This is a genomic window from Curtobacterium sp. MCSS17_015 (genome assembly GCF_003234265.2).
Classification (GTDB): domain Bacteria; phylum Actinomycetota; class Actinomycetes; order Actinomycetales; family Microbacteriaceae; genus Curtobacterium.
The window spans coordinates 985962-1008492 of the sequence record NZ_CP126256.1 but is presented as its reverse complement, the minus strand read 5'-3'; the positions used below and the strand labels follow the sequence as shown (position 1 = coordinate 1008492).

Annotated in this window: 22 protein-coding genes and 2 tRNA genes; 4 read left to right on the top strand and 20 right to left on the bottom strand. The window is 70.7% G+C overall.

Annotated features, from left to right (window positions below):
* Nucleotides 1–5 precede the first annotated feature (5 nt).
* On the bottom strand, nucleotides 6–1286 hold the full coding sequence (gene clpX, locus DEJ18_RS04775) for an ATP-dependent Clp protease ATP-binding subunit ClpX (RefSeq protein ID WP_111081236.1): 1281 nt from the start codon (nucleotides 1284–1286) through the stop codon (nucleotides 6–8).
* Nucleotides 1287–1471: 185 nt separating this feature from the next.
* Between clpX and DEJ18_RS04770 the strand changes: the two genes are divergently transcribed.
* On the top strand, nucleotides 1472–2221 hold the full coding sequence (locus tag DEJ18_RS04770) for a YcnI family copper-binding membrane protein (protein ID WP_111211292.1): 750 nt from the start codon (nucleotides 1472–1474) through the stop codon (nucleotides 2219–2221).
* Entirely contained in the window at nucleotides 2218–2895 is a 678-nt protein-coding gene (locus DEJ18_RS04765) for a copper resistance CopC family protein (protein ID WP_111211293.1), read from the top strand. The genes DEJ18_RS04770 and DEJ18_RS04765 overlap by 4 nt, the downstream gene beginning before the upstream one ends.
* A 111-nt stretch (nucleotides 2896–3006) precedes the next feature.
* On the opposite strand, the gene DEJ18_RS04760 is transcribed toward DEJ18_RS04765, so the two are convergent.
* The 5 genes from DEJ18_RS04760 to DEJ18_RS04740 all read right to left on the bottom strand — a co-directional run bounded on the left by DEJ18_RS04760 (nucleotide 3007) and on the right by DEJ18_RS04740 (nucleotide 6350).
* Nucleotides 3007–3666 carry an ATP-dependent Clp protease proteolytic subunit gene (locus tag DEJ18_RS04760; RefSeq protein WP_071257265.1) on the bottom strand — a complete coding sequence of 220 codons (660 nt, stop codon included), beginning with the start codon at nucleotides 3664–3666 and terminating at the stop codon, nucleotides 3007–3009.
* Nucleotides 3667–3692: 26 nt separating this feature from the next.
* Entirely contained in the window at nucleotides 3693–4322 is a 630-nt protein-coding gene (locus DEJ18_RS04755) for an ATP-dependent Clp protease proteolytic subunit (protein WP_111081241.1), read from the bottom strand.
* 180 nt (nucleotides 4323–4502) lie between these two features.
* Nucleotides 4503–5846: a trigger factor gene (gene tig, locus DEJ18_RS04750; protein ID WP_111211294.1), complete on the bottom strand. Its 1344-nt coding sequence runs from the start codon at nucleotides 5844–5846 to the stop codon at nucleotides 4503–4505.
* A gap of 36 nt (nucleotides 5847–5882) precedes the next feature.
* Nucleotides 5883–5959, bottom strand: a tRNA-Pro gene (locus DEJ18_RS04745).
* Nucleotides 5960–6086: 127 nt separating this feature from the next.
* Nucleotides 6087–6350 (bottom strand): hypothetical protein, encoded by a 264-nt coding sequence (locus DEJ18_RS04740; RefSeq protein ID WP_111211295.1) that lies wholly within the window; start codon nucleotides 6348–6350, stop codon nucleotides 6087–6089.
* Between the two features lie 53 nt (nucleotides 6351–6403).
* Between DEJ18_RS04740 and DEJ18_RS04735 the strand changes: the two genes are divergently transcribed.
* Both DEJ18_RS04735 and DEJ18_RS04730 read left to right on the top strand, forming a co-directional pair.
* Nucleotides 6404–6474 (top strand) — tRNA-Gly (locus DEJ18_RS04735).
* Nucleotides 6475–6593: 119 nt separating this feature from the next.
* Complete coding sequence (locus tag DEJ18_RS04730) at nucleotides 6594–7316, top strand: GDSL-type esterase/lipase family protein (RefSeq protein WP_111211341.1); 723 nt, start codon at nucleotides 6594–6596, stop codon at nucleotides 7314–7316.
* Between the two features lie 19 nt (nucleotides 7317–7335).
* Here DEJ18_RS04730 and DEJ18_RS04725 read toward each other — a convergent pair whose 3' ends face one another.
* The 14 genes from DEJ18_RS04725 to DEJ18_RS04660 form a co-directional block, all read right to left on the bottom strand.
* Complete coding sequence (locus DEJ18_RS04725) at nucleotides 7336–7650, bottom strand: transcriptional regulator (protein ID WP_111211296.1); 315 nt, start codon at nucleotides 7648–7650, stop codon at nucleotides 7336–7338.
* A complete protein-coding gene (locus DEJ18_RS04720; protein WP_111211297.1) occupies nucleotides 7650–8120 on the bottom strand; it encodes a hypothetical protein in 471 nt (156 codons plus the stop codon). Before DEJ18_RS04720 ends, DEJ18_RS04725 begins: the two co-directional genes overlap by 1 nt.
* A gap of 33 nt (nucleotides 8121–8153) precedes the next feature.
* On the bottom strand, nucleotides 8154–8693 hold the full coding sequence (locus DEJ18_RS04715) for a GNAT family N-acetyltransferase (RefSeq protein WP_111211298.1): 540 nt from the start codon (nucleotides 8691–8693) through the stop codon (nucleotides 8154–8156).
* Entirely contained in the window at nucleotides 8690–9232 is a 543-nt protein-coding gene (locus DEJ18_RS04710) for a GNAT family N-acetyltransferase (RefSeq protein WP_111211299.1), read from the bottom strand. Before DEJ18_RS04710 ends, DEJ18_RS04715 begins: the two co-directional genes overlap by 4 nt.
* Nucleotides 9233–9290: 58 nt before the next feature.
* Nucleotides 9291–9908: a hypothetical protein gene (locus DEJ18_RS04705; RefSeq protein WP_111211300.1), complete on the bottom strand. Its 618-nt coding sequence runs from the start codon at nucleotides 9906–9908 to the stop codon at nucleotides 9291–9293.
* Between the two features lie 91 nt (nucleotides 9909–9999).
* Nucleotides 10000–10383 (bottom strand): hypothetical protein, encoded by a 384-nt coding sequence (locus tag DEJ18_RS04700; RefSeq protein WP_111211301.1) that lies wholly within the window; start codon nucleotides 10381–10383, stop codon nucleotides 10000–10002.
* On the bottom strand, nucleotides 10380–10952 hold the full coding sequence (locus tag DEJ18_RS04695) for a TetR/AcrR family transcriptional regulator (RefSeq protein WP_111211302.1): 573 nt from the start codon (nucleotides 10950–10952) through the stop codon (nucleotides 10380–10382). The genes DEJ18_RS04700 and DEJ18_RS04695 overlap by 4 nt, the downstream gene beginning before the upstream one ends.
* A complete protein-coding gene (locus DEJ18_RS04690; RefSeq protein WP_111211303.1) occupies nucleotides 10945–11805 on the bottom strand; it encodes an alpha/beta fold hydrolase in 861 nt (286 codons plus the stop codon). Before DEJ18_RS04690 ends, DEJ18_RS04695 begins: the two co-directional genes overlap by 8 nt.
* 67 nt (nucleotides 11806–11872) lie before the next feature.
* Nucleotides 11873–15064 (bottom strand): GH92 family glycosyl hydrolase, encoded by a 3192-nt coding sequence (locus tag DEJ18_RS04685; RefSeq protein WP_111211304.1) that lies wholly within the window; start codon nucleotides 15062–15064, stop codon nucleotides 11873–11875.
* A gap of 15 nt (nucleotides 15065–15079) precedes the next feature.
* On the bottom strand, nucleotides 15080–16054 hold the full coding sequence (locus tag DEJ18_RS04680; protein ID WP_111211305.1) for an endo-beta-N-acetylglucosaminidase H: 975 nt from the start codon (nucleotides 16052–16054) through the stop codon (nucleotides 15080–15082).
* Nucleotides 16055–16179: 125 nt separating this feature from the next.
* On the bottom strand, nucleotides 16180–19215 hold the full coding sequence (locus tag DEJ18_RS04675) for an alpha-mannosidase (protein WP_111211306.1): 3036 nt from the start codon (nucleotides 19213–19215) through the stop codon (nucleotides 16180–16182).
* 106 nt (nucleotides 19216–19321) lie between these two features.
* Nucleotides 19322–20674, bottom strand: coding sequence for a glycoside hydrolase 5 family protein (locus DEJ18_RS04670; RefSeq protein ID WP_111211307.1), 1353 nt, complete (start codon nucleotides 20672–20674; stop codon nucleotides 19322–19324).
* Entirely contained in the window at nucleotides 20674–21651 is a 978-nt protein-coding gene (locus DEJ18_RS04665) for a carbohydrate ABC transporter permease (RefSeq protein ID WP_220034351.1), read from the bottom strand. The genes DEJ18_RS04670 and DEJ18_RS04665 overlap by 1 nt, the downstream gene beginning before the upstream one ends.
* Nucleotides 21648–22526, bottom strand: coding sequence for a carbohydrate ABC transporter permease (locus DEJ18_RS04660; RefSeq protein ID WP_110823792.1), 879 nt, complete (start codon nucleotides 22524–22526; stop codon nucleotides 21648–21650). The genes DEJ18_RS04665 and DEJ18_RS04660 overlap by 4 nt, the downstream gene beginning before the upstream one ends.
* Nucleotides 22527–22531 lie beyond the last annotated feature (5 nt).

Genomic DNA, 22531 nt, shown 5'->3' with positions numbered 1-22531 from the left:
CGCTGCTACGCGGACTTCTCGACGCGCTTCGGTGCGGAGCGCGGCACGATCGTCGGTGCGGCGTTCTCGAGCACGGTGGCCCGGTTGATGACCACACGCGCCACGTCGTCATCCGACGGGATGTCGAACATGATCGGCCCGAGGACCTCTTCCATGATCGCGCGGAGTCCACGGGCGCCGGTCTGGCGCAGGACGGCGAGGTCCGCGATGGCCTCGAGCGCGCCCTGGTCGAACTCCAGCTCGACGCCGTCGATCTGGAACATCCGCTGGTACTGGCGCACGAGGGCGTTCTTCGGCTCCGTCAGGATCTGCATGAGCGCGGCCTGGTCGAGCTTCGACACCGTGGTCACGACGGGCAGACGACCGATGAACTCCGGGATGAGCCCGAACTTGTGCAGGTCCTCCGGCAGGACGTCGGCGTACAGGTCCTGCTGGTCGAGCGGGCTGTGCAGCTGCGCGCCGAAGCCGATGCCGTGCTTGCCGACACGCGACGACACGATCTCCTCCAGCCCCGCGAACGCACCGGCGACGATGAACAGCACGTTCGTCGTGTCGATCTGGATGAACTCCTGGTGCGGGTGCTTCCGGCCGCCCTGCGGGGGGACCGAGGCGACCGTGCCCTCGAGGATCTTGAGCAGCGCCTGCTGCACGCCTTCACCGGAGACGTCCCGCGTGATCGAGGGGTTCTCGGCCTTCCGCGCGATCTTGTCGACCTCGTCGATGTAGATGATGCCGGTCTCAGCGCGCTTGACGTCGTAGTCGGCGGCCTGGATGAGCTTGAGGAGGATGTTCTCGACGTCCTCGCCGACGTAGCCGGCCTCGGTCAGGGCCGTGGCGTCGGCGACGGCGAACGGCACGTTGAGACGCTTCGCGAGCGTCTGTGCCAGGTAGGTCTTGCCACAGCCGGTCGGCCCGATCAGCAGGATGTTCGACTTCGCGATCTCGACGTCGTCGCGGTCCTCTGCGGCGGTGATCTGCCCCTGCGCCCGGACGCGCTTGTAGTGGTTGTAGACGGCGACCGCGAGCGCTCGCTTGGCCGGGTCCTGCCCGATGACGTACTCCTGCAGGAAGTCGAAGATCTCGCGCGGCTTCGGGAGGTCGAACTCACCGCTGCCGGTGTCCTCGCTCGCTTCGGCGAGGCGCTCTTCGATGATCTCGTTGCAGAGCTCGACGCATTCGTCACAGATGTACACGCCGGGACCGGCGATCAGCTGCTGCACCTGCTTCTGGCTCTTCCCACAGAAGGAGCACTTCAGGAGGTCGGCGCTCTCTCCGATGCGTGCCATGCTCTCGGCCTTCCCTGGTCGACGTGCGCCGCCAGTGCGGTACACGAGGTCGTCGTGTCACCGAGCCTAACCGCATCCGGCGACACAGAGCGGGACCCCCGGCCGCGTTCGCCCACGGCGTCGCCGGCCTGGTAGCGTGGACCGCGTTGCTCTACAAGTTGTAGAGAACGGCTCCTGGAGGAACCATGCAGAAGCGCCTCGCCACCGGCGGCGTCGCGACCCTCGGTGTCGCCGCCGCGATCGTCCTCGGCTCCGCGGCATCGGCCAGCGCCCACGTCGGCGCGGAAGCCACCTCGACGGCGGCCAACTCGTACACCACGGTCACGTTCTCCGTCCCGCACGGCTGCGACGGATCCCCCACGACGAAGCTGCAGTTCCACGTGCCCGAGTCCGTGATCGAGGTCACGCCGACGGTCAACCCGAACTGGACGATCACGAAGCACACCGAGCCCTACGCCGCCGCCACCACCGCAGCGGGCGAGGACGAGTCCGAAGCAGCGGCCGAGCGCGTCACCAGCGTCACCTACACCGCGAAGACCCCGCTCCCCGCCGACGAGCGCGACACCTTCGCACTGTCGTTCGCGTTGCCCGACGGCAAGGCCGGCGACACCGTCGCCATGCCGGTCTCCCAGACCTGCGAAGAGGGCTCCACCGAGTGGGACCAGGCGACGACCGCCGGCGAGGCGGAACCGGAGCACCCGGCACCGATCATCACGCTGACCGCAGCGGACGCGGCCGACGAGCACGCGCACGGGGCCACGGAGTCGACCGAGTCCGACGAGGCGGCGGCGACCACCGCCTCCAGTTCGTCCTCGTCCATGCCCGCCGACCCGGACCTGGTCGGCCGCTTCCTCGGCCTCGGCGGTCTCCTCCTCGGTGCCGTCGCGCTCGTCGTCTCCGTCGCGGCCTCGCGCCGCCGCGGCAGCAGCAAGTGACGTCCGGCACCACGAAGAGCCACTCCCGCCCGGCGCAGCCTCGGCGCCGGGCCGGGAGGCTCGGCGCCGCGTCCGCCGCTGTCCTCGCGATCGCGGGTGGTGCGGTCCTCGGCCTCGCCGCGCCCGCCAGCGCGCACAACTACCTCGTCTCGGCGACGCCGGCGGCCGACAGCACCCTGACCGAGCTGCCGGACACGTTCGCGATCACGACGAACGACCGGTTGCTCGACATCGGCGACACCGACTCCGGGTTCGCCATGCGCATCGTCGGCCCCGACGGGAAGTACTTCGAGGACGGCTGCGTCGACGTCGACGGTCCGACGATGTCCACCGCGGCGTCGCTCGGTGACCCGGGCGAGTACCAGGTGGAGTGGCAGATCATCTCCGCCGACGGCCACACCGTCTCGGACGCGTACGACTTCACCTGGGATGCCCCGGCCGGGTACTCCCCCGCCGAGGGTTCGGCGACACCCCCGGCCTGCGCCACCGCCGGCGACGGGTCGTCCGCTGCCGCGACCACGACGGGGTCGGAGTCCGGCGAGTCCTCGTCGACCACCTCGGACGCGCTGTGGATCGGCGCCGGCGGGCTCGTCGTCGTCGCCGCGGTCGTCGCCGTCCTGCTGCTCGTCCGTCGTCGCCCGGCGCCGGCCGCCGACGACCCCGACGAGGGCTGACGCCGCGCGGCTCCGCTGCAGCGTGACGCCTGCTGTCCTGGCCGCTCCGCACGCCGTGGACACGACGACGGCCCCGCACCGATGAGGTGCGGGGCCGTCGTCGTCCGAGCGCTACTTGACGAGCGCCGGCAGGTTCTTGCGGCTGGTGAGGACCTGGTCGATCAGGCCGTACTCCACGGCTTCCTGCGCGGACATGATCTTGTCGCGCTCGATGTCGTGGTTGATCTCCTCCGGCGTCTTGTTGGAGTGCTTCGACAGGGTCTCCTCGAGCCAGGTGCGCATGCGGAGGATCTCCGCCGCCTGGATCTCGATGTCGGACGCCTGACCGCCACCCTGCTGGGTCGCGGGCTGGTGGATGAGCACACGGGCGTTCGGGAGCGCGAGGCGCTTGCCCGGGGTACCACCGGCGAGGAGCACCGAGGCGGCCGAGGCAGCCTGGCCGAGGCAGACCGTCTGGATCTGCGGACGGATGTACTGCATCGTGTCGTAGATCGCCGTCATCGCGGTGAACGAGCCACCGGGCGAGTTGATGTACATCACGATGTCGCGGTCGGGGTCCATCGACTCGAGCACGAGGAGCTGGGCCATGACGTCGTCGGCCGACGCGTCGTCGACCTGGACGCCGAGGAACACGATGCGGTCCTCGAAGAGCTTCGCGTACGGGTCCTGGCGCTTGTAGCCGTAGGCCGTGCGCTCCTCGAAGCTCGGGAGGATGTACCGATCAGTGGGGGCCGGGACGTTCTGCGCGCCACCGAGCATGGGGAGATGCATTCTCGTTTCCTTTTCTTCGGTGGGGATCAGGACTGGGCGTCGGGCTCGGCGGCCGGGGTCGGCGTCTCGCCGTCGCTGACCGTGCCGCCACCACCGATGACCTCGGCGGACGAAGCACGCAGGTGGTCGACGAACCCGTACTCGAGGGCTTCCTGCGCCGTGAACCAGTTGTCACGGTCGTTGTCCTTGAGGATCTGCTCGATCGACTTGCCGGTCTGCTCAGCCGTGAGCTCGGCCATCCGCTGCTTCATGTCGAGGATGACCTTCGCCTGCGTCTGGATGTCGGCGGCGGTACCACCGAACCCACCCGACGGCTGGTGCAGGAGCACGCGCGCGTTCGGCGTGATGTAGCGCTTGCCGGGCGTGCCGGACGAGAGCAGGAACTGCCCCATCGAGGCGGCGAGGCCGATGCCCACCGTGACGATGTCGTTCGGCACGAACTTCATCGTGTCGTAGATCGCCATGCCGGCGGTGATCGAGCCACCGGGCGAGTTGATGTAGAGGTAGATGTCCTTCTCAGGGTCCTCGGCGGCGAGGAGCAGCAGCTTGGCTGCGATCTCGTTCGAGTTGTCGTCGCGGACCTCGGAGCCGAGCCACACGATCCGGTCTCTCAGAAGGCGGTCAAAAACACTGGGGTTCAGTGTTGCTTCGGCCATGGAAAAGCTCCCGTTCAGTTGTCGCTTGTTGTCGAACTTATCGGTTGCAACGCACGTGGTCTCGTGTGTTCGCTGTCGGCGGTCAGGCAGACCGGGAACACGGTCGGAACGTGTGGGAAAGCGAACGGGAGGCACGGTGCCAGCTGGCTCCGTGCCTCCCGTTCGTGAGGATGGTCGCGACTACTTCGCGTCGGCCTCGGCCGACTCGTCGTCGGTCTCGTCGGCGTCGACGTCGTCACCCTGGGCGACACCCGCGGTGAAGGCGGAGAGGTCGACCGGGTTGCCGGCGGTGTCCTTCACGGTGACCTTCGACAGGACCGTGGCGACGGCCTTCGAACGAGCGACCTCGCCGACCATGCCGGGGATCTGGCCGTTCTGGTCGATGACCTTGATGAACTCGGCGGGCTCCATGCCGTACTGCGCAGCGGCCTGGATGAGGTACTGCGTGAGCTCCTCCTGCGAGACCTGGATCTGCTCCTTCTCGGCGATGGAGTCGAGCAGGATCTGCGAGCGGAACGCCGTCTCGCTGGACTCGGCGACCTCCTTGCGGTGCTCGTCGTCCTCGAGACGGTTCTCCTGCTCGAGGTGGCGGTGCACCTCGTCCTCGATGAGCTTCTCGGAGATCGGGATGTTCACCGACTCGAGGAGCTGCTCGACGAGCTTGTCGCGAGCGGCTGCGCCCTGGCCGAAGGTCTTCGACTTGGCGATCTGCTCCTTGAGGTCGGCCTTGAGCTCGTCGAGCGTGTCGAACTGGCTCGCGATCTGGGCGAACTCGTCGTCGGCCTCGGGGAGCTCGCGCTCCTTGACGGCGGTGACGGTCACGGCGATCTGGGCGGTCTCGCCCTCGCGGTCGCCACCGACGAGCTTCGACTCGAAGGTGGTGGACTCGCCGGCGGTGAGCGACTCGAGTGCCTCGTCGATGCCCTCGAGCAGGTCGCCCGAGCCGATCTCGTAGGAGACGCCGGTGGCCGAGTCGACCTCGTCGTCACCGATGGTGGCGGTGAGGTCGAGCTGCGCGAAGTCGCCGGTCTTCGCCGGACGGTCGACGGTCACGAGGGTGCCGAAGCGCGTGCGGAGGTTCTGCAGTTCCTCGTCGATCTCCTCGTCGGAGACCTCGACCGCGTCGACCTCGATCTCCATGGAGCCGTAGTCGGGCAGGTCGAACTCGGGCCGGACGTCGACCTCGAAGGTGAGGACGAGGTCGCCGGAGAAGTCCTTGACGTTCGGGAGCTCGGCGACGTCGGCCTCGGCACGGCCGAGGATGCGCAGCTCCTGCTCGTCCACCGCCTGGCGGTAGAAGGTGTCGATCGCGTCGCCGACGGCGTGGTTCAGGACCTCGCCCCGACCGACACGCTGGTCGACGATCGCCGGCGGGACCTTGCCCTTGCGGAAGCCGGGGATGTTGATCTGCTCGGCGATGTGCTTGTACGCGTGGTCGATGCTCGGCTTGAGATCTTCCGGCGTCACGTTCACGGTGAGCTTGACGCGGGTGTCGCTCACCTTGTCGACGGTGCTGGTGGCCAAGGGATGTTCTCCTGTTGGTTGACGTTCGATGTGACCTGGTCGGGGCGACAGGATTTGAACCTGCGACCTCCCGCTCCCAAAGCGGGCGCTCTACCAAGCTGAGCTACGCCCCGGTACGAGGGCCAGGATCGTCGTGTGCGCCTGTTGACGCGCGGGCAGGACGAGTCCGGCCCCACGACCTCGATGAGTCTAGCGGGCTCGCGATGCGCGATCCCCGGTAGGACCCTCGGTTGTGGGAAGTCAGTCGTCCGCGGACTTCCGCAGGCCCCGACGCCACTGCACCCCGACGACGACCTGCACCGCCAGCGCCGCGACCCCGAGCAGCAGACCGACGACGATCCGCCAGACGTGCAGGAGCGCGTGCCACGGCTGTGCCCGCGGGTCGCCGAACAGCTCCGGTCGCAGGGACAGCACCACCGCCGCGACGGCGACGAGCACGAAGGACAGCACCCGGGAGCGCTTGATCGTGCGCTGCGACGACTCGTCGGGCGGCGGCAGGATCATGGCGGTGTCGATCGTCCGGTATGGTGGTGGGGCTGCGACTCGTGCGCGGCTGCGGGGATGTAGCTCAATGGTAGAGCCCCAGTCTTCCAAACTGGCTACGCGGGTTCGATTCCCGTCATCCCCTCCGAAGAAGCACGCTGTACCCCGATGGTCCACATTCCCGGGGACTACCGTGGCGCTGGCCGGAAGGACGTCGACCGTGCGGAGCACTCCGCTGCCGTGAGGATCGACGGCGGCGCAACCATGTCACGAGTCCGCACGGCCGTCCGGTCCGCCGTCACGCTCCCCGCCCGCGTCGGACGGTTCAGCGAGTTCCTGTTCCGCCGTTCCGACGCGGCCTTCGACGTCTACCCGGACGACCCCGCGGAGGGGACGGTCCCCGGTCCGGACGTCGGACGAGTCTGGTTCCTCGGCGAACGCGGCGAGCTCTCCCTCGGCGTGCGCACCCACGAGCTGTCCCTGCCGGCGTTCTTCGCCCGGCACCGTGCAGCAAGGGGTCGCGGGACGTCGTGGTCGATCGCGAGCGCGCCGTCGTCGAGCGTCCGGGACCTGCCGTCCGTGGTCGAGGGACACCGGGAGCACCTGGGCGCGTGCGAGGTCGTCGTCGTCATGGTCGGCATCACCGACGCCCTGCGGGTGATGTCGCCGCTCACCTGGGAACAGCACCTCAGCGACACCCTCACCGCGCTCCTCGACGCACTGCCGCCCGGAGCCCGGGTCCTCGTCGGAGCGATCCCGCCCCTCGACAACGCGGGGAGCCTGTCCCGGCCCGCTCGGATCGCCGCAGGAGCGCACGGGCGGGAGCTCAACCGCCGGTCGTGCGCGGTGGCAGCGGACCACGCACGGGTCGACGTGGTGGACTTCCCCGAGGAACTGACACGGTCGGTCTGGCGCCCGGAAGCGGAGGAACACCGCTACCGGGACACCTACGCCGTGTGGGGCGCGCACCTGGCCGACCACGCCTGACGCTCCGTCACAGGCTGACTCAGCCCAGCAGTGCCCGCAGGGCGGCGACGTGCGCTCGGTACGCGCGCCGACCCTCCGGGGTGAGGGCGAGCCACGTCTTGACACGGCCGTTGCCGGTGGGCTTGCTCACCGTGAGGTAGCCGGCCGACTGCAGCACCTTCACCTGTTTGCTCGTCACCGAGTCACTCACACCGAGTGCGTCGCGGACGACCGAGAACTCGGCTTCGTCGAGCGGGTCGAGGAAGGCGCAGATCTGCAGACGGTTCGGGGCATGCACGACCTCGTCGAAGGTCGGAGACGCGCTGCTCGCCGGCTCGTCGAGCGGGGAGGCCATCAGGACGCGACCACGTGGCCGCTGCGCAACTCCGACCGCAAGCGCGCGTCGAACCGCCGCCCGAGAGCGACGATCAGGACGAACAGGACCCCGGCGCACACCCACACCGGCCAGAGGAGCCCCGTTGCGGCATGGACGACCATGGCGGTCACCACCACGACGACGCCCGACACCCCCATCGCCACCGCCCATCGCGTGGCGGCGCCTGCCCGGTGTCCGGAGACCCAGACACCGGTCCGGCGACGGTAGACGGAGACGAGGGCGCCGAGTCCGACGAAGAAGGCGATGAGGACGCTCATCCGGACGACTGTGCCGCCGAGCGTGTAGCCGACGAGGTAGGCGGCGGTCAGCAGCCCGAGCGTCGGGTGGTACCACCAGGGCGTCACGAGGCGGTCGGCGACGGAGGCGCGGGTGGCGTCGACCGCGGCGAGCGCCGCACGTGCTCGATCCAGGTCTTCGTCGTTTTCCATGTCGGCAAGTCAATCACTTGCCTTTCCGGAAAGTCAACGGATCAGCGCCACCGGCGGGTCATCGCGGAGGCGTTGGAACATGAGGTGATCCTGCCACCGGCCCGCGATCTCGAGGTACCGCGGCGCCAGGCCGTACTGCAGGAAGCCGTTGCGGGCCAGCACCCGCTGCGAGGCGGTGTTGTGGACCAGTGTCTCGGCCTGGACCCGGTGGAGGCCGAGCTCGTCGAACGCGTGGCCGAGCGCCGCCGCCACAGCCCGGGTGGCCAGCCCGCGTCCGGTGCGGTCCTCCGACAGCCAGTACCCCATCGCGCACGACCGGAAGGGTCCCCGCACGATGCCGCTCAGCGTCAGCCGGCCGGCGACCGCGCCGTCGTCGTCGAGGATCACGAACGGAGCGGCTTCGCCCCGCTGGTGTCGGTCCAGCACGAGCGCGATCTCCGAGCGCTGGCCCTCGACGGTTTCGTGGCCGTCGGCCCGGATCGGGCTCCACGGTGCCAGGAACTCCCGGTTGCGGACGAGCAGGTCGGCGAGCGCCGTGCTGTCCTCCGGTGAGACCAGACGGATCGGGCTCACCGGGGAGCGCCTTCCGGCCGACCGGCCTGCTCGAGTGCCCGGACCATCTCCAGCGTCGACCCGTCCGTGAAGCCCACCGGTCGGGTCCGGCCGGTCTCGACGAACCCGTGACGGGAGTAGAAGCGCCGCGCCGGCGTCCCGTGCTCGTACACGTACAACCTGAGGTGGTCCGCGCGGCGACCCGCCCAGTCCATGATGCCCGCGAGGAGGGCGTCGGCGACACCGTGCGTCCGACCGCGGAACGCCGGCGAGACGAAGACCCCGGTCAGGACCGGGCCCGGACCGTCCTCGTCCCCGATCTGGGCGCTCATCATCCCGATCCACCGGCCGGACAGGTCGTCGACCGCGGCGAGGCTGGTCGTGTCGTTCCCCTGGCCGCGCCGAGCGCGGAGACGCCAGTCGTCCTCCGTCATGCCGAGGGTGGTCTCCAGGGTCGCCCCGTACGAGATCGGGTTGTCGGTCGCGTTCTCGATCCGGAGCTCGCGGACCAGCGGCCAGTCGTCCTCGACGGTCCGGCGGATGGTGAACGCGGTGTCCATGCGAGCGACGGTACCGGTGCCACCGCCACCTCACGAGCCGCTCGTTGCGCGCGCCGCTTCAGTCGGTGACGTCGAGGGGGATCTCCGGCTCGCGGAGCGGTAGGCCCAACTCCCGCGCGGTCTCGACGTACGCCCGGTAGACCGCCGCGTACTGCTCCCGTGCCCGATCAGCCTGCTCCTGCATGAAGGGGCGCTCGACGTACGTCTCGTACCCGATCGTCCGACGTCGGTCGGCCTCGGCCGTGACGGCGACGCTCCACCGCCACACGTCGGCTGGGCTGGCGTTCGCCGGCGCTGCGGCCAGCACCTCGGCCGGGACGGGCACGACCGCCCCGGGGGTGCTCCGCGGTCCGCCCGAGGTGACCACGAACGCGGTTCCGATGCAGATCCAGACCCCGATCAACGCCCCGCCCGCTCCGAACGTCGTCGCGCGCAGGGACGGGCCCGCCACCAGGACGCCGACCCCGAGGCCCGCTGCCGCCACCAGTGCGACGGTCACGAGGGCGAGCAGCGTCCGACCCCATACCGTCCGTCGCTGTCGCCGGCGGACGGCAACGGGGTCGTACCGGTCCCGCCACCGCCGCAGCGTCGCGGCACCGGGGCCGTCGCGGTCCACGTACACGTCCCCGTCGGGTGCGACGAAGACGGCTGAGTCGGGCGAGCGCGGGTCGATCACGGACCCAGCGTCCCACCGCTCGCCACCGGGGGTGCGGGAGTCCGGGCGTCGGGCGAGCAGCGACCGCCGAGCGCCGGTGCGGGGACGAGGGTCAGGAGACCGCTGGCTGCGGCGTCCGCCGCCAGGCCAGCAGCGACCGCCACCGGGGGACTTCGGTGACCACGACGGTTCCGCACAGCGCGGTGACGACGACGGCCAGCCAGGAGGGCCAGATCGCCCATGCGGCGACGGTCGCGCCGACGAGGTGTGCCAGGACCGACACGATCGTGACGGTGCCGTGCGTCGCGATCGGTGCATCGCCTCCCGGCCGGTCACCGGGCGTCGAGAACACGGCGGGCGGGACGAGCAGCAGGAGCACGGCCACGATCGCGAGCGGGATCGAGTGCGGCCAGAGTGCCCACGGCACGGCGACCCAGGCGACGAGTTCGGCACCGGCGCGGAGGCCACCGCGGACGGGGTCGTGTCCGACGCTCATCGTGTCGGGCCGGCGCGCAGGCCGCGGTCGAGGAAGTCGATCATCCACGTGAAGCTCTCGTCGACGTCGGTCCCCATCTGGAACCCGCCCGACACCTCGAGCGTCGCGAAGCCGTGCAGCACGCTCCGGAGCATCCGGAGCGCGTGGACCTCGTCCGCCGGGTCGAGGCCGTAGTCGCGGAGGACGGCGGAGAACGACGACAGTGTCCGGTCGAGCGCGAGGGTGAGCGGGTCGTCGGCGTCCGCGGGACGGGCGCCGGTCGTGGCCGCGTAGCGACCGGGATGCTCGCGCACGTACCGGCGGACCGCGCCGGCGGCGGCGGCCAGGGCGTCCCTCCCGGCTCGCCCCTGCGTCGCGTCCCGCAGCGCCTCACTGAGTTCCGCGACCGCGAGGACGGCGATCCGTCGGGTGAGGTCGGTGAGCCCGCCGACGTGCTTGTAGAGCGACGGCGCCTTGACGCCGAGCCGTTCCGCGACGGTGCTCATGCTCACCTGCGCGAGACCGTTCTCGTCCGCGAGCGCAGCGGCGGCCTCGGTGACGACCGCCGCGTCGAGTCCCGCCCTAGGCACGGTCGTCGCCGGTGGGGATCGCGGTGAGCGTGCGACCGAGGAACGGGAGCAGGAGGGCCAGGACCTCGGCCGGGGTCTCGGTGTGCGGGTAGTGCCCGGCACCGTCGATGACGGCGAGCTCGCCGAGACCGGACGGCAGGTCGGCGAGGACCCGTCGGCCCTCGGCGGCGGGGTCGGCCCAGTCCGGGTCGGCGCTGCCCTCGACGACGAGGACCGGGCAGCGGACGTCCGCGAGCCGGGCGCCGGCGTCGGCCGGGGAGGTCTTCGTCATGGCGTGGAGGACGGCCATGCGCTCGGGCTGCTGGAGCGTCTCCTCGATGCGGCGACGCTCCTCCGTCCAGTCCGCGGGCTTGGTGTGCACCGCGATGTCGAGGTAGGCGAGCCAACCCGGCAGGCGGCCCATCGTCATGACCTTGAGGAGCTGGAACGTCCCGGCGCGGTGCTGGTTCCGGTTGCGGAGGAACCCACCGAGGTCGAACGACTGCGCGCGGGTGAAGGGGGCGAGCTCGACGATGCCGGCGACGACGTCGGGTGCGTCCGCGGCGGCGATCGTGGCAGCGCCACCGCTGATCGACTGCCCGACGATGACGGCGGGCCCACCGAGGTGCCGGACGACGGCCACGAGGTCGGCGGCGATGTCGGCACGCTCGTAGCCGGACCAGCCGGTGCTCGAGTCGCCGCAGCCGCGGATGTCGACGTTCGCGACCCGGTAGCCGGCAGCAACGAGCTCCGGGACGAGGAACCGGTACGAGTGTCGGCTGTCGCCCATGCCGTGGGCGAGGACGACGAGCGGACCGGTGCCACTGACGTCGACGGCGATGGTGCCGCCATCCAGTGCGATGTGTTCAAGCATGAGCGCCTCCCGGCTACGAGTGTTAGCCATAAGCTAACACCCTTAGCCAAGAGGTGTCAACGCCCGGTCAGGACGCACTCCCGTCGGCGGCGACGAGCTGCAGCTGCGTCAGGGTGACGGGCGTCACGGCCTCGAACGAGAGCGTCCCCGCGCTGACACCGCCGGCGAACGGGAAGACCCGCGTCTGGCCGGCCCACACGAACTCCTCGTCTTGCGCGTCCAACTGGTGGACCACGCGATCGTCGGCGTCCCGCAGGGTGATCCGCCACGACGACCGTCCGGCCTCGGCCGCCGTCACCGTGACGAGCGAGGCCGCCGCGACCGTGACCGGCACCACGACGGACTCCCCCGCGGCGAGTGCTACCCGGGTCAGCCCGGTGTCGTCGGTCAGCGGCGACACTCCCACGGGCAGGACGTCGTCCGGGGTGTCCCGGTACCCGTGATGCTCGGACGCCGAGGTCGGGCGCGTGTCCGCTGCCCAGCCGACCGGGGTCTCCGACAGCGCGACGACGATCCGCGACGCCCCGACCACGACCGCGTGCGGGATGCTGATCGACTCCCACGGTTCGTCGTCGACCGTGACGGCGGCGATGAACCGACCGGTGCCGGTGGTCTCGATGACGGTGGGCGAACCGTTCCCCGGCGGACGCAGCACCGTCCTCCGGACCGACGGCGGCACGAGCACGTAGGTGCCGGTCGACGGCGCCAGCGGGTACAGCCCGATGGTCGCGAAGACGTACCAGGCGCTCATCTCGCCGTTGTCCTCGTCACCGGGGTACCCCTGGCCGAGGTCGGAGCCGACGAACAGCCGGTCGAGGCACTCGCGGACGATGCGGTGCGCGTCGTCGTGCCGGCCGGTGAACATCGGGAAGAACGGGATGTGGTGTGCGGGCTGGTTCGACAGACCGAGCATGCCCATCCGGATGTCGCGGGCCTCGGTCATCTCGTGGATCGCGAACCCGTACGAGCCGGAGTGCTCGGTGCCGCCCGTCTCGCGGCGCTCGGAGAAGCGGGCGAACGCCTCGTCGAACGCCGCGGGGCCGCCGTGCAGGTCGACGACCCCGGCACCGTCGTGCGGGGCGGTGAACATCGTGCCCCAGGCGTTCGTCTCGGTGTAGTCGCTCCCCCACACGTCGGGGTCGAAGTCGTCCCGCCAGCAGCCGTCGGGCGTCCGGCCGATGAAGAACCCGCGCTCTCGGTCGAAGACGTTCCGGTACTGCAGGGACCGGCGGGCGAACCACTCGTGCTCGGCCCGGTAGCGCGCTTCGCCGCCCGCGTCGCCCGCGGCCGCGGCACGCTCCGCCATCACCCGGGCCAGGACGGCGACACCCCAGTCGTTAATGGCTGCGTCGAGGGTCCACGACATGCCCTCGCCGGTCGCCGTGTCGACGTACCCGCGGAACAGGCCCGGGAGGCTCCCCTTCCGTCCGACCCGCCGGTCCCGTGCCGGGACGGTCGCGTTCCGCACCGCGGACCGGTAGGCCTGCTCGACGTCGAACCCGTCGACGCCCTTCGCGACGAGGTCGGCGAAGACCGTGTCGCTCGTGGTGCCGGTCATGACGTCCTCGGCGCCGGGGGCACTCCAGCGCGGGGTCCAGCCGCCGTCGGCGAAGTGTCCGACGACGCCCTCGGCGAGGTCGGCCGCCGTGTCCGGGGTGAGGAGCGCGAGCAGCGGCCAGGCCGTGCGGTAGGTGTCCCAGAACCCGTTCGTCGTGGTGAGCGGTCCGTCGACGACCTCGGGACCGGGCTCGTCCCGGATCGGCTCGGTCAGGACGTCGCCGTAGGGGGAACGGTGGCGCGGTGTCCCGTCCAGGGCGGTCTCCCCCGCCCGCGTCGGGTAGAGGAACGCGCGGTACAAACCGGAGTACAGCGAGACGAGCTGGTCCTCGGTGGCACCCTCGACCCGCAGCACGTCGAGTTCCGCGACCCAGCGTTCCTCGGCGTGCTCGCGCATCGTGTCGAAGTCGCCCGCGGCGGCGAGGTTCGCGACGGCGTCCTCGGCGGAGACGGTCGAGATGCCGAGGAGCACGTCGGTGTCCCCGGCGACCTCGATCCACCCCCGGAGCTCGCCGTCGACGAACGCCGTGTTGTCGGCGACGGCGTGCGCGATCCGCACGTACACGTGGTGCGGCGGGGTCTCGGCCCGGTCGTCGAGCAGGGCATCCACGACGGCCGTCCCGTCCTCGAGTCGGACCGAGCACGAGCGGAGCACGCCGTGGTGGTCGAGCACGACGCTGCGGATGCCGGTGAACCGCCACGCCAGGGCGAACTCCCCCGCGGTCATCTCGGCGGCCACGCCCTCGTCGAGGGTGACCCGGTAGCGGTGCGGTCCGTCGAGTTCGTCGACGTGGTCGAACCCGAGCGCGCGGGCGGCCCGGTCCACGTCGGGCGAGACGAGCGGGGACGGCATGACCTGGAACACCCCGCGGTCGGCCATCCAGGGCGAGGGCAGGTGGCTCGTCGCGAACGCCTGGATCGTGGGCCGGTTGTCGCTCGGACGGTTGTGCTCCTGGTAGGCGTACGGCCACCGGTTGTCGGACGCGTTCGTCATCGGCAGGCCGAACACCCCGCCGTGCGGGAGTCCGACGAGCGGGGCGTTGTTCCCGCGCGAGAACGTACCCGACGAGTGCGTCCCTCGGGTGGTGCGGACGTGGTCGAGCGGGCGACAGCCAGGAGGCACGGCGCCGGTCCTGAGACCGGCCGGCTCGATGCGGACGTCGTCCAGCCAGCCGCGCACGGCGCTGTCTGACCCGTCGACGGTCGCTGGCCGGTCTGCCCTCCCGAGCCGAGCCTCCAGGCGGTCCACCACCCGGCCGGCGACCGCCGACAGGTCGACGGTCCGCCGGTTCCACTGGTCGACCCACTGCTTGCGGGCGTCGTCCTGCGCCTCGGGCGTGACGGGCTCGCCGTACTGGTCTCGGGCGCCGCCCTCGCTCAGTCGGGTGCCGTCGGTGAAGACGATGTCGAGTGCGAACGCCGTGGCGGCCCAGAACCCGTCGAGGTCCCGGACTGCCGGTTCGGTCTGCCCCTCGGGCAGCGACCGCTCTGGGAACCAGACCCAGGTCAGGACGTCGGCGCGGCCGACCTCGCGTCCCGCGAACCCCGGGACGACCTGCACGGTCCCCCTCGGGTCGGTCTGTTCGACCAGGGTCGCCTGCTGGGAGACGAACCCGACCCCGTTCCGGGCCGCGACCGCGGTCACGGGACCGGTGTTCGTCGGGCTGTCAGCGGTCGGGCCGCCACGGCGTTCGTCACTCATGGATCGATCGTTCCCCTACTTGTAGACGGCGGACTGACCGTAGAGCACCTGCGTGAACTGCGACACGTACGGGCTGACGTCACCGTCCGGCAGGTTGTACGTCATGAAGACGCCGTACCCGTCGGCCTTCGTGCGCTCCGCGAGCGTGACCGCGAGGTCCACCGGGGTGTTCTGGATGTCGACCGCCGCAGCCGAGAGCTTCGACTTCGGCAGACCCGGGATGGTCGGCGCCGTGTAGGTGCCGTAGTACGGGTTCCACGCGTAGTCGAGCTTGTGGCCGATCGACGGCTTCTCCTGCTGCAGTGACGTCGACGACGGGCCGATGTCGTAGAAGGAGATGATCTTGCCGGGCATGTCCGCGCGGAGCGCGGAGATGAGCCAGCCGATCGACTGGTCGTTCGGCTGCGGTGTGCCGTCCACGCCGTAGTCCGAGTACTCGTCGTCGAGGTCGACGCCGTCGAGCCCGTACTTCTCCACGGTCGCCGACACCTGCGCCGCGAAGTCGCGCGCGTCCGCCTTCGAGGTGAAGTTCGCCAGGCCGGTGCCCTGGTGGTTCCCGAGCACCGAGAGCGTCACCTTGATGCCCTTGGCCTGCAGCGGACGGATCTGCGTGGCCGCCTGGTCGAGGGTGCGCTGCACGTTCTCGTTGGCGTACAGGACCGCGTCGCCGTCCGCGTCTCGGTTGATGTTCGCGGCGAAGATGATCGCCACGTCGAAGGCGTTCGCGCCGTTCTCGAGCGTGTACCGGCCGACGTTCCGGAGTTCGTCGTTGTTCACCTCGACGTAGGCGATGCTCGTCGGCCCCGACTTGGTCGGAGCGTGCTGCCCCGGTCGCCCGTGGCCGTGGCCGTGGCCGTTGCCGTGCCCCGAACCGTGGCCCTGGGCTGCTGCCGGTCCGCCCGGTGCTGCCGACGCGGCGGCGGGCACCATCGGTGCCGCCACCATGGCGACGAGCGCCGCCACGATCCCGATCTTCATGGTCTTCTGCATGACACTCCTCTTCGAGTGGTGTCCGCGGCGGCGAGGTGCCGCCGCGGGCCCACGACCGGTCCGGCCGTGGGACCCACCGCCGGGACACCCGAAGTCCCGGCGGCGGGGGTCTTCTGAGCCGGTCGTCAGTGCGCCTCGCCCCGTCGGGGGAACCGGAAAGTGCGGACCTCGAAGGCGTCGACCGGGAAGGCCGCGCCCCCGTCCGTCACCGCGGCGACGCCCGGCAGCGCCGGGTCGGTCTCCTCGAGCAGCGTCACCTCGACCGGATCGCCGAACGGCCCGTCGACCGACAGGCCTCCGGTGCCACGGCGGCCCTCGGGCTCGTACACGCGGACGACCAGGTCACCCGAGCGGTCGTCGGCGAGCTTGACCGCCGAGACCACCACGTCGCCGGACGCCTGCACGAGCGAGTCGAACCCGTGCGCACCGGTCACCCGTCGGGCCGCGGTGTTCATCACGGTGCCGGCCGCGGTCGCACCGACGACGTCCGTCCCGATCACCAGGCCGTACCGGTGGGTCTGCACGCCCTGGTCGGTCTCCGGGTCGGGGAACCGCGGGGCCCGCAGGAGCGACAGTCGCAGCGTCGTCGTGACGTGGCCGTCGACCGCGTCGCGCGTCACGTCGAACCCGTGGATCGAGTCGTTCACCAGGGCGACGCCGAACCCGGGCTCCTCGACGAGCACGTAGCGGTGCATCGACGTCTCGAACTTCGCGGCCTCCCACGACGTGTTCGTGTGGGTCACCCGCTTCTGCGCACCGAACTGGGTCTCCGCGATGGTGTGCTCGGCGCGGACGTCGAGCGGGAACGCCACCTTGAGGAACTTCTCGGTCTCGTGCCAGTCCGTCACCTGGTCGAACTCGAGCGTCCGCCTTCCGGGAGCGAGCGTGATCTCCTGGGTGACCGTCGACTCGCTGAACGTGCGCGACACCGTGACGCGGGCGGTGCCGTCCTCGTCGACCGACCCGCGCAGGGCGGTCACGTCGACCAGGTCGTCGACCCGGTTCCGGTAGTACCGGTCGACGTCCCACGCGTCCCACATGTTCGGGAAGTCCTGGTGGAGCTGGAGCAGGTTCGCGACCTGCCCGGGGGCGATCGCGTCCCGACCGGTGGCCAGGTCGATCGCGCTCGGGACGAGCCCACGGCCGTCGATGACGACCCGGACCAGGTCGTTCGTCAGCACGAAGCCGCCGTCCGCCTCGGCGAGCGTGACCGGGGTCGTCGCCTCCAGGTCCGTCGTCAGGACGGCGCTGTGGGCGAGGGCACCGCCCTGGAGGCTCGGGGCCGGGTTCACGACGACCGACCGGTCCCCGTCGCCGGCGAGCGCCGACAGGGCGGACGTGATGAGGGCCTCCAGGCGCTCCGCGATCTCCGCGTACCGTTCGACGGCCTCGCGGTGCACCCAGGCGATCGAGGTGCCCGGCAGGATGTCGTGGAACTGCTGCAGGAGCACCTGCTGCCAGAGCGCGTCGAGCTCGTCGTACGGGTAGGCGAAGTCGGTGCGGGCGGCGGCCGTGGCGCACCACAGCTCGGCCTCGACGAGCAGGTGCTCGCTGCGGCGGTTGCCCTGCTTGGTCTGGTGCTGGCTGGTGAGGGTCGCCCGGTGCAGCTCGAGGTAGAGCTCGCCGACCCAGACCGGCGGGTTCTCGAGCTCGGACTTCGCGCGGTCGAAGAACGCGTCCGGGTGCTCCCACGTGACGCGGGCGCTGCCCTCGAGGGCGGCCAACCGCGCCGCCGTGCCGGTCATCTCGCGGGTCGTGCCGCCGCCGCCGTCGCCCCAGCCGACCGGGGCGATCGATCCGGTGGCCAGGCGGTTCTCGCGGAACTGGCGGGACGCCTTGGCGACCTCGGACCCTGACAAGCGCGAGTTGTAGGTGTCCATCGACGGGAAGTGCGAGAACACCCGCGACCCGTCGATGCCCTCCCAGAGGAACGTGTGGTGCGGGAACTTGTTCACCTGGTTCCACGAGATCTTCTGCGTGAAGAACCACTCGAAGCCCGCGCGGCGCATCAGCTGCGGCAGCGCCGGCGAGTACCCGAAGCTGTCCGGCAGCCAGACGCCCTTCGGCCGGATGCCGAACTCGCGCTCGAAGAACCGCTGGCCCTGCGAGAACTGACGGACGATGCTCTCGCCGGTCGGCATCACGGTGTCGGACTCGACCCACATCCCGCCGAGCGGCAAGAACCGGCCGGCGGCGACGGCGTCCTTGACCTTCGCGTAGACCTCGGGGCGGTGCTCCTTGATCCAAGCGTACTGCTGGGCGCTCGACATGCCGTAGAGGAAGTCGTCGGTCTGGCCGATGAGCTCGGTCATGCTCGAGGTGGTGCGGGCGACCTTGCGGATCGTCTCGCGCACCGGCCAGAGCCAGGCGGAGTCGATGTGCGCGTGGCCGACGGCGGAGATCCGGTGCGCGGAGGCCTCGGCGGGTGCGGCGAGCACCTCGGCGAGCGCGGCGCGTGCATCGGGCGCGGTCTCCGGGATGTGCTGCAGGTCGAGGGCGTCGAGGGCGTCGTCGAGCGCCTGGAGGATCCGCATCCGGCGGGGGCCCTGCGGCAGCTCCTCCTGCAGTTCGAGCAGGACGTCGATGTCGAGCGCGAGTTCGTGCACCTCGGCGGCGAACACGGCGAGGTCCATCCGGCGGCTCGTGTACAGCCGCTCCGGGGACGACGTCCGGATGTCGCCCTCCTGCGTGACGAGGAAGGGGTGGTAGTCGAGCAGCACCGGGTTGGACGCTGCCTCGACGAAGAACTCGACAGTCTCGCCACCGGCGGCTGCTTCCGTGATGAGCACCCACTGGTTGCGCGGGTTGATCGACTTCACGGGGGTGCCGTCGGACAGGTAGACGAGCCCCTCGCACTGGAAGCCGGGCATGTTCTTGTCGAAGCCGAGGTCGACGACGGCCTCGACCCGCTGCCCGGCCCAGCTCTCGGGCACGGTGCCGGAGAGCCGGAACCACGTGGTGCCCCAGGCGGCGCCCCACGGCGTGCCGACCTCGTACGGCTCGAACGTGAGCGACAGCCCCTCGGCGGGGGCGATCGGCTCGCCGGGCAGCTCGTGCCAGGCGGTGTCGAGCGGGACGGCGGTGGCGTGCACCTCGGGCAGGATGCGCTCGTCGAGCACGCGTCGCGCGCGGCCGATGGTGAGCGGGATGTCGTCGTGCATGGGGTCCTCCGGGGGACGGCGGTGCGCGTCCGGGTCGTCGGGGCGTGGGGCGTCGTGCGGGGTGGTGCGGTCAGTGCGGTCAGTGCGGTCAGTGCGATCAGTGCGGTCAGGGCATCGTCGCGGGGTGTGCGACGGAGACGGTCGCCGACGCCGTGCCGGTCGGGACGTCGACGCAGGTGGTGATCCCCCGCGCGGCGAGGAGTGCGGTGTCGCCGAGTCGCGAGCGCAGCGCGACCTGGGGGCCGCGGCCGTCCTGCTCGGCGATCGCGAGCCATGCCACCGCGAACCGGCCACCGGGGGCGGAGTCGGCCCGCGTCCCGCCGAGCGGCGCCCCGTCCGGGGCGACGTCGTCGAGCACGAGCGCAGTCGAGGGCGGGGTCGGGGGCTGGTACCGGCCGTCGCCGAACAGGGCCATCTCGCGGAACCGCTCCCCCGTCGGCTTCACGCGGCCGTCGTTCGTGAGCAGCCCGAGGTCGTACTCCAGCTCCGGGAAGTCTGCCAGCGACCGGGAGACGTCGTGCGAGCACCACCACGTGATGCCGGACAGCTCCTGCACGTCGAGGGCGTGCCGGATCGTCTGCTCGGTGAACGTCGGGGCGTCGGCCACGTCCACCACGTTGGTCGGTGCGCCGACCTCCTGCAACCAGTTCGGCCGGTCTGCGCGTCCGTTCCACGCGGCGGCGAGCTGGAGCAGGTACTCGCCGTGGCGGACGGACCCGGGGCCGAGGGCGCCGTGGAGGCGGGCGGCACCGTTGAACACCCACGAGTGGGTGACCGTCGCGTCACCGTGCTCGGCCGCGTGTTCGGGGCCGAACGGTTGGGCGTCGTCGTACCAGGCGGCGTCGTACTGGGCGAGGGTGACCAGCGGCTGCCGGGCCGGCGGGACGGAGGCACCACGGGCCTCCCGTCTGCTGTCGGTACCGGTACCGATGCCGAGGCCGGCGCGCGCCGCGGTGACCATCGCCGCCGCCCACGCGTGCCCCTGCGCCGGGCTCGTCTCGAACGGCGACGGGTGCGGCGCGTGCGCGAACTGGTTGACCTCGTTGCCGATGGTCACACCGAGCAGGTTCGGCCGGTCGGCCACCGCCCCGGCGAGCGCCCGCACGTAGTCCGCGGTCGAGGCGACGACGTCCGGGTCCGTGAACATGTTCCGGCGGTGCCAGCTGTCCAGCCATGACGGCACGAAGTCGAAGCTCGACAGGTGGCCCTGCAGGGCGTCGACGTTCACGTCGAGCCCGAAGGAGCCGGCGATGTCGACGACCGTGGCGACGTCCTCCAGCGCGGACGGCCGGATCAGGGTGCGGTTCGGCTGCACGACCGGCCAGAGCGGGAAGATCCGCACGTGGTCGGCGCCGAGTGACGCGATCGCCTCGAGGTCCCGCGCGGTGTCCGAGGCCGAGAAGTCGAGCCACGAGTGGAACCAGCCCACCGACGGCGTGTGGTTCACCCCGAAGCGCATCAGCCCTTCACCCCGCCCTCTTCCACGCCCTTGAAGAAGAAGCGCTGGAGCACCGCGAAGATCACCGCGATCGGGATGAAGGCGATCATCGTGCCGGCGGCGATCATGCGCTGGTCGGTGGCGAAGGTGCCCTGCAGGTACTGCAGTCCGACGGTCAGCGTGAGCTTGTCCGGCGACTGCAGCACGATGAGCGGCCAGAGGAAGTCGTCCCACGCGCCGATGAACGAGAAGATCGCGATCACGGCGATCGTCCCCTGTACGGCGGGCAACGAGATGTACCGGAGCCGCTGCATGGCGTTCGCGCCGTCCATCACGGCGGCCTGGTCGATCTCCTCGGGCACCTGCCGGAAGGCGTTGTACATGAGCAGCACGTTGAGCGCCGCGATCATGCCGGGCAGGGCGACACCGACCAGGGAGTCGGCGAGACCGAGGTCCTTGACCGTGACGAACTGGGAGATGATCGTCGCCTCGCCCGGCAGCACGAGGGTGGCGAGGAAGAGGCCGAGGACGACCTTGCGGCCCTTCCACTGCAGGCGGGCGATGGCGAAACCGGCGAGCGTGGCGAACACGATGTTCCCGATGACGTCGATCGCGGCGACGATGAGCGAGTTCCCGATGTACCCGAAGACCGGGATGGCGTCGCCCACGCGGAGGTAGTTGCCGAACGTCGGCTGCGACGGGATGAACGACGGGTTCGCGGTGTAGATGTCCTCGCCGGTGCCCTTGAGCGAGGTCGAGAGCTGCCAGAGGAACGGACCGATCGTGATGAAGAGCACCACGACGAGCAGGACGTAGCGGAGCACCTTCTCGCGGGTGGACATGACGCCCCAGACGGCGCGGCGGCGCTTGCGGCTCCCTGGCAGGGACTGCCGGGAGGCACGGCCCGCGTCCGTCGCGCCGGCCACGTCGGGTGTCGGTGCGGCGACACCGGCGTTGCCGCCGATGGCCGGTTCGCTGGTGCTGGTCGTGTTCGTCACTTGTCCGCCTTGCTGTTCATCCGGGCGAGGGCGAGCATCGGGATCAGCGTCACGGCGAAGAGCAGGAGGCTCAGGGCGGACGCGTAGCCGAGGTTGCCGGTGAAGCCGCGGGCGTACTGCTGGATGAGCATGACGAGGGAGTTGTCCTGGCCGCCGGGGCCACCCGTCCCGTTCGTCAGGATGTAGAGCTCGCTGAACACCCGGAGGGCGCTCACGCACACGAGGATGCCGACGAGCGTCATGGTGCCGCGCACGCCCGGCATCGTGACCGACCAGAACCGGCGAACCGCCCCGGCGCCGTCGAGCGCGGCTGCCTCGTGCAGGTCCTTCCCGACGTTGCCGAGGGCCGCCAGGAAGATGATCATGTAGTAGCCGAGGCCCTTCCACACGGTCAGGCTGATCGCACTGAAGAGCAGCAGCCACCGGTCGGACAGGAACGGGATCGCGCCCTGCACGACACCGAGCGACTGCGCCATCTCGTTGACGACACCACGGTCGTCGAGGATCCAGTTCCAGATGAGCCCGACGACGACCGCGCTCGCGATGACCGGCGTGTAGTACGCGGTCCGGAAGAACGCGATGCCGGGCATCTTGTGCTGCACGAGCACGGCCATGAGGAGCGGGAGGACCGTCAGCAGCGGCAGGCACACCACCATGTAGATGACGCTGTTGAGCAGCGCCTCCCACACCTGCGGGTCCGCGAGCAGGGTCCGGAAGTTCGCCGTCCCCACCCACGCACTGACCCCGCCGAGCGGGCTGGCGTTCGTGAACGACAGCCGCACGGTGTTGATCGACGGCCAGAGACTGAACGCGAGCAGCCAGACCAGTGCGGGCAGCACCAGCAGCCAGGGCGTGAACCAACGGTTCGCACGCATGACGA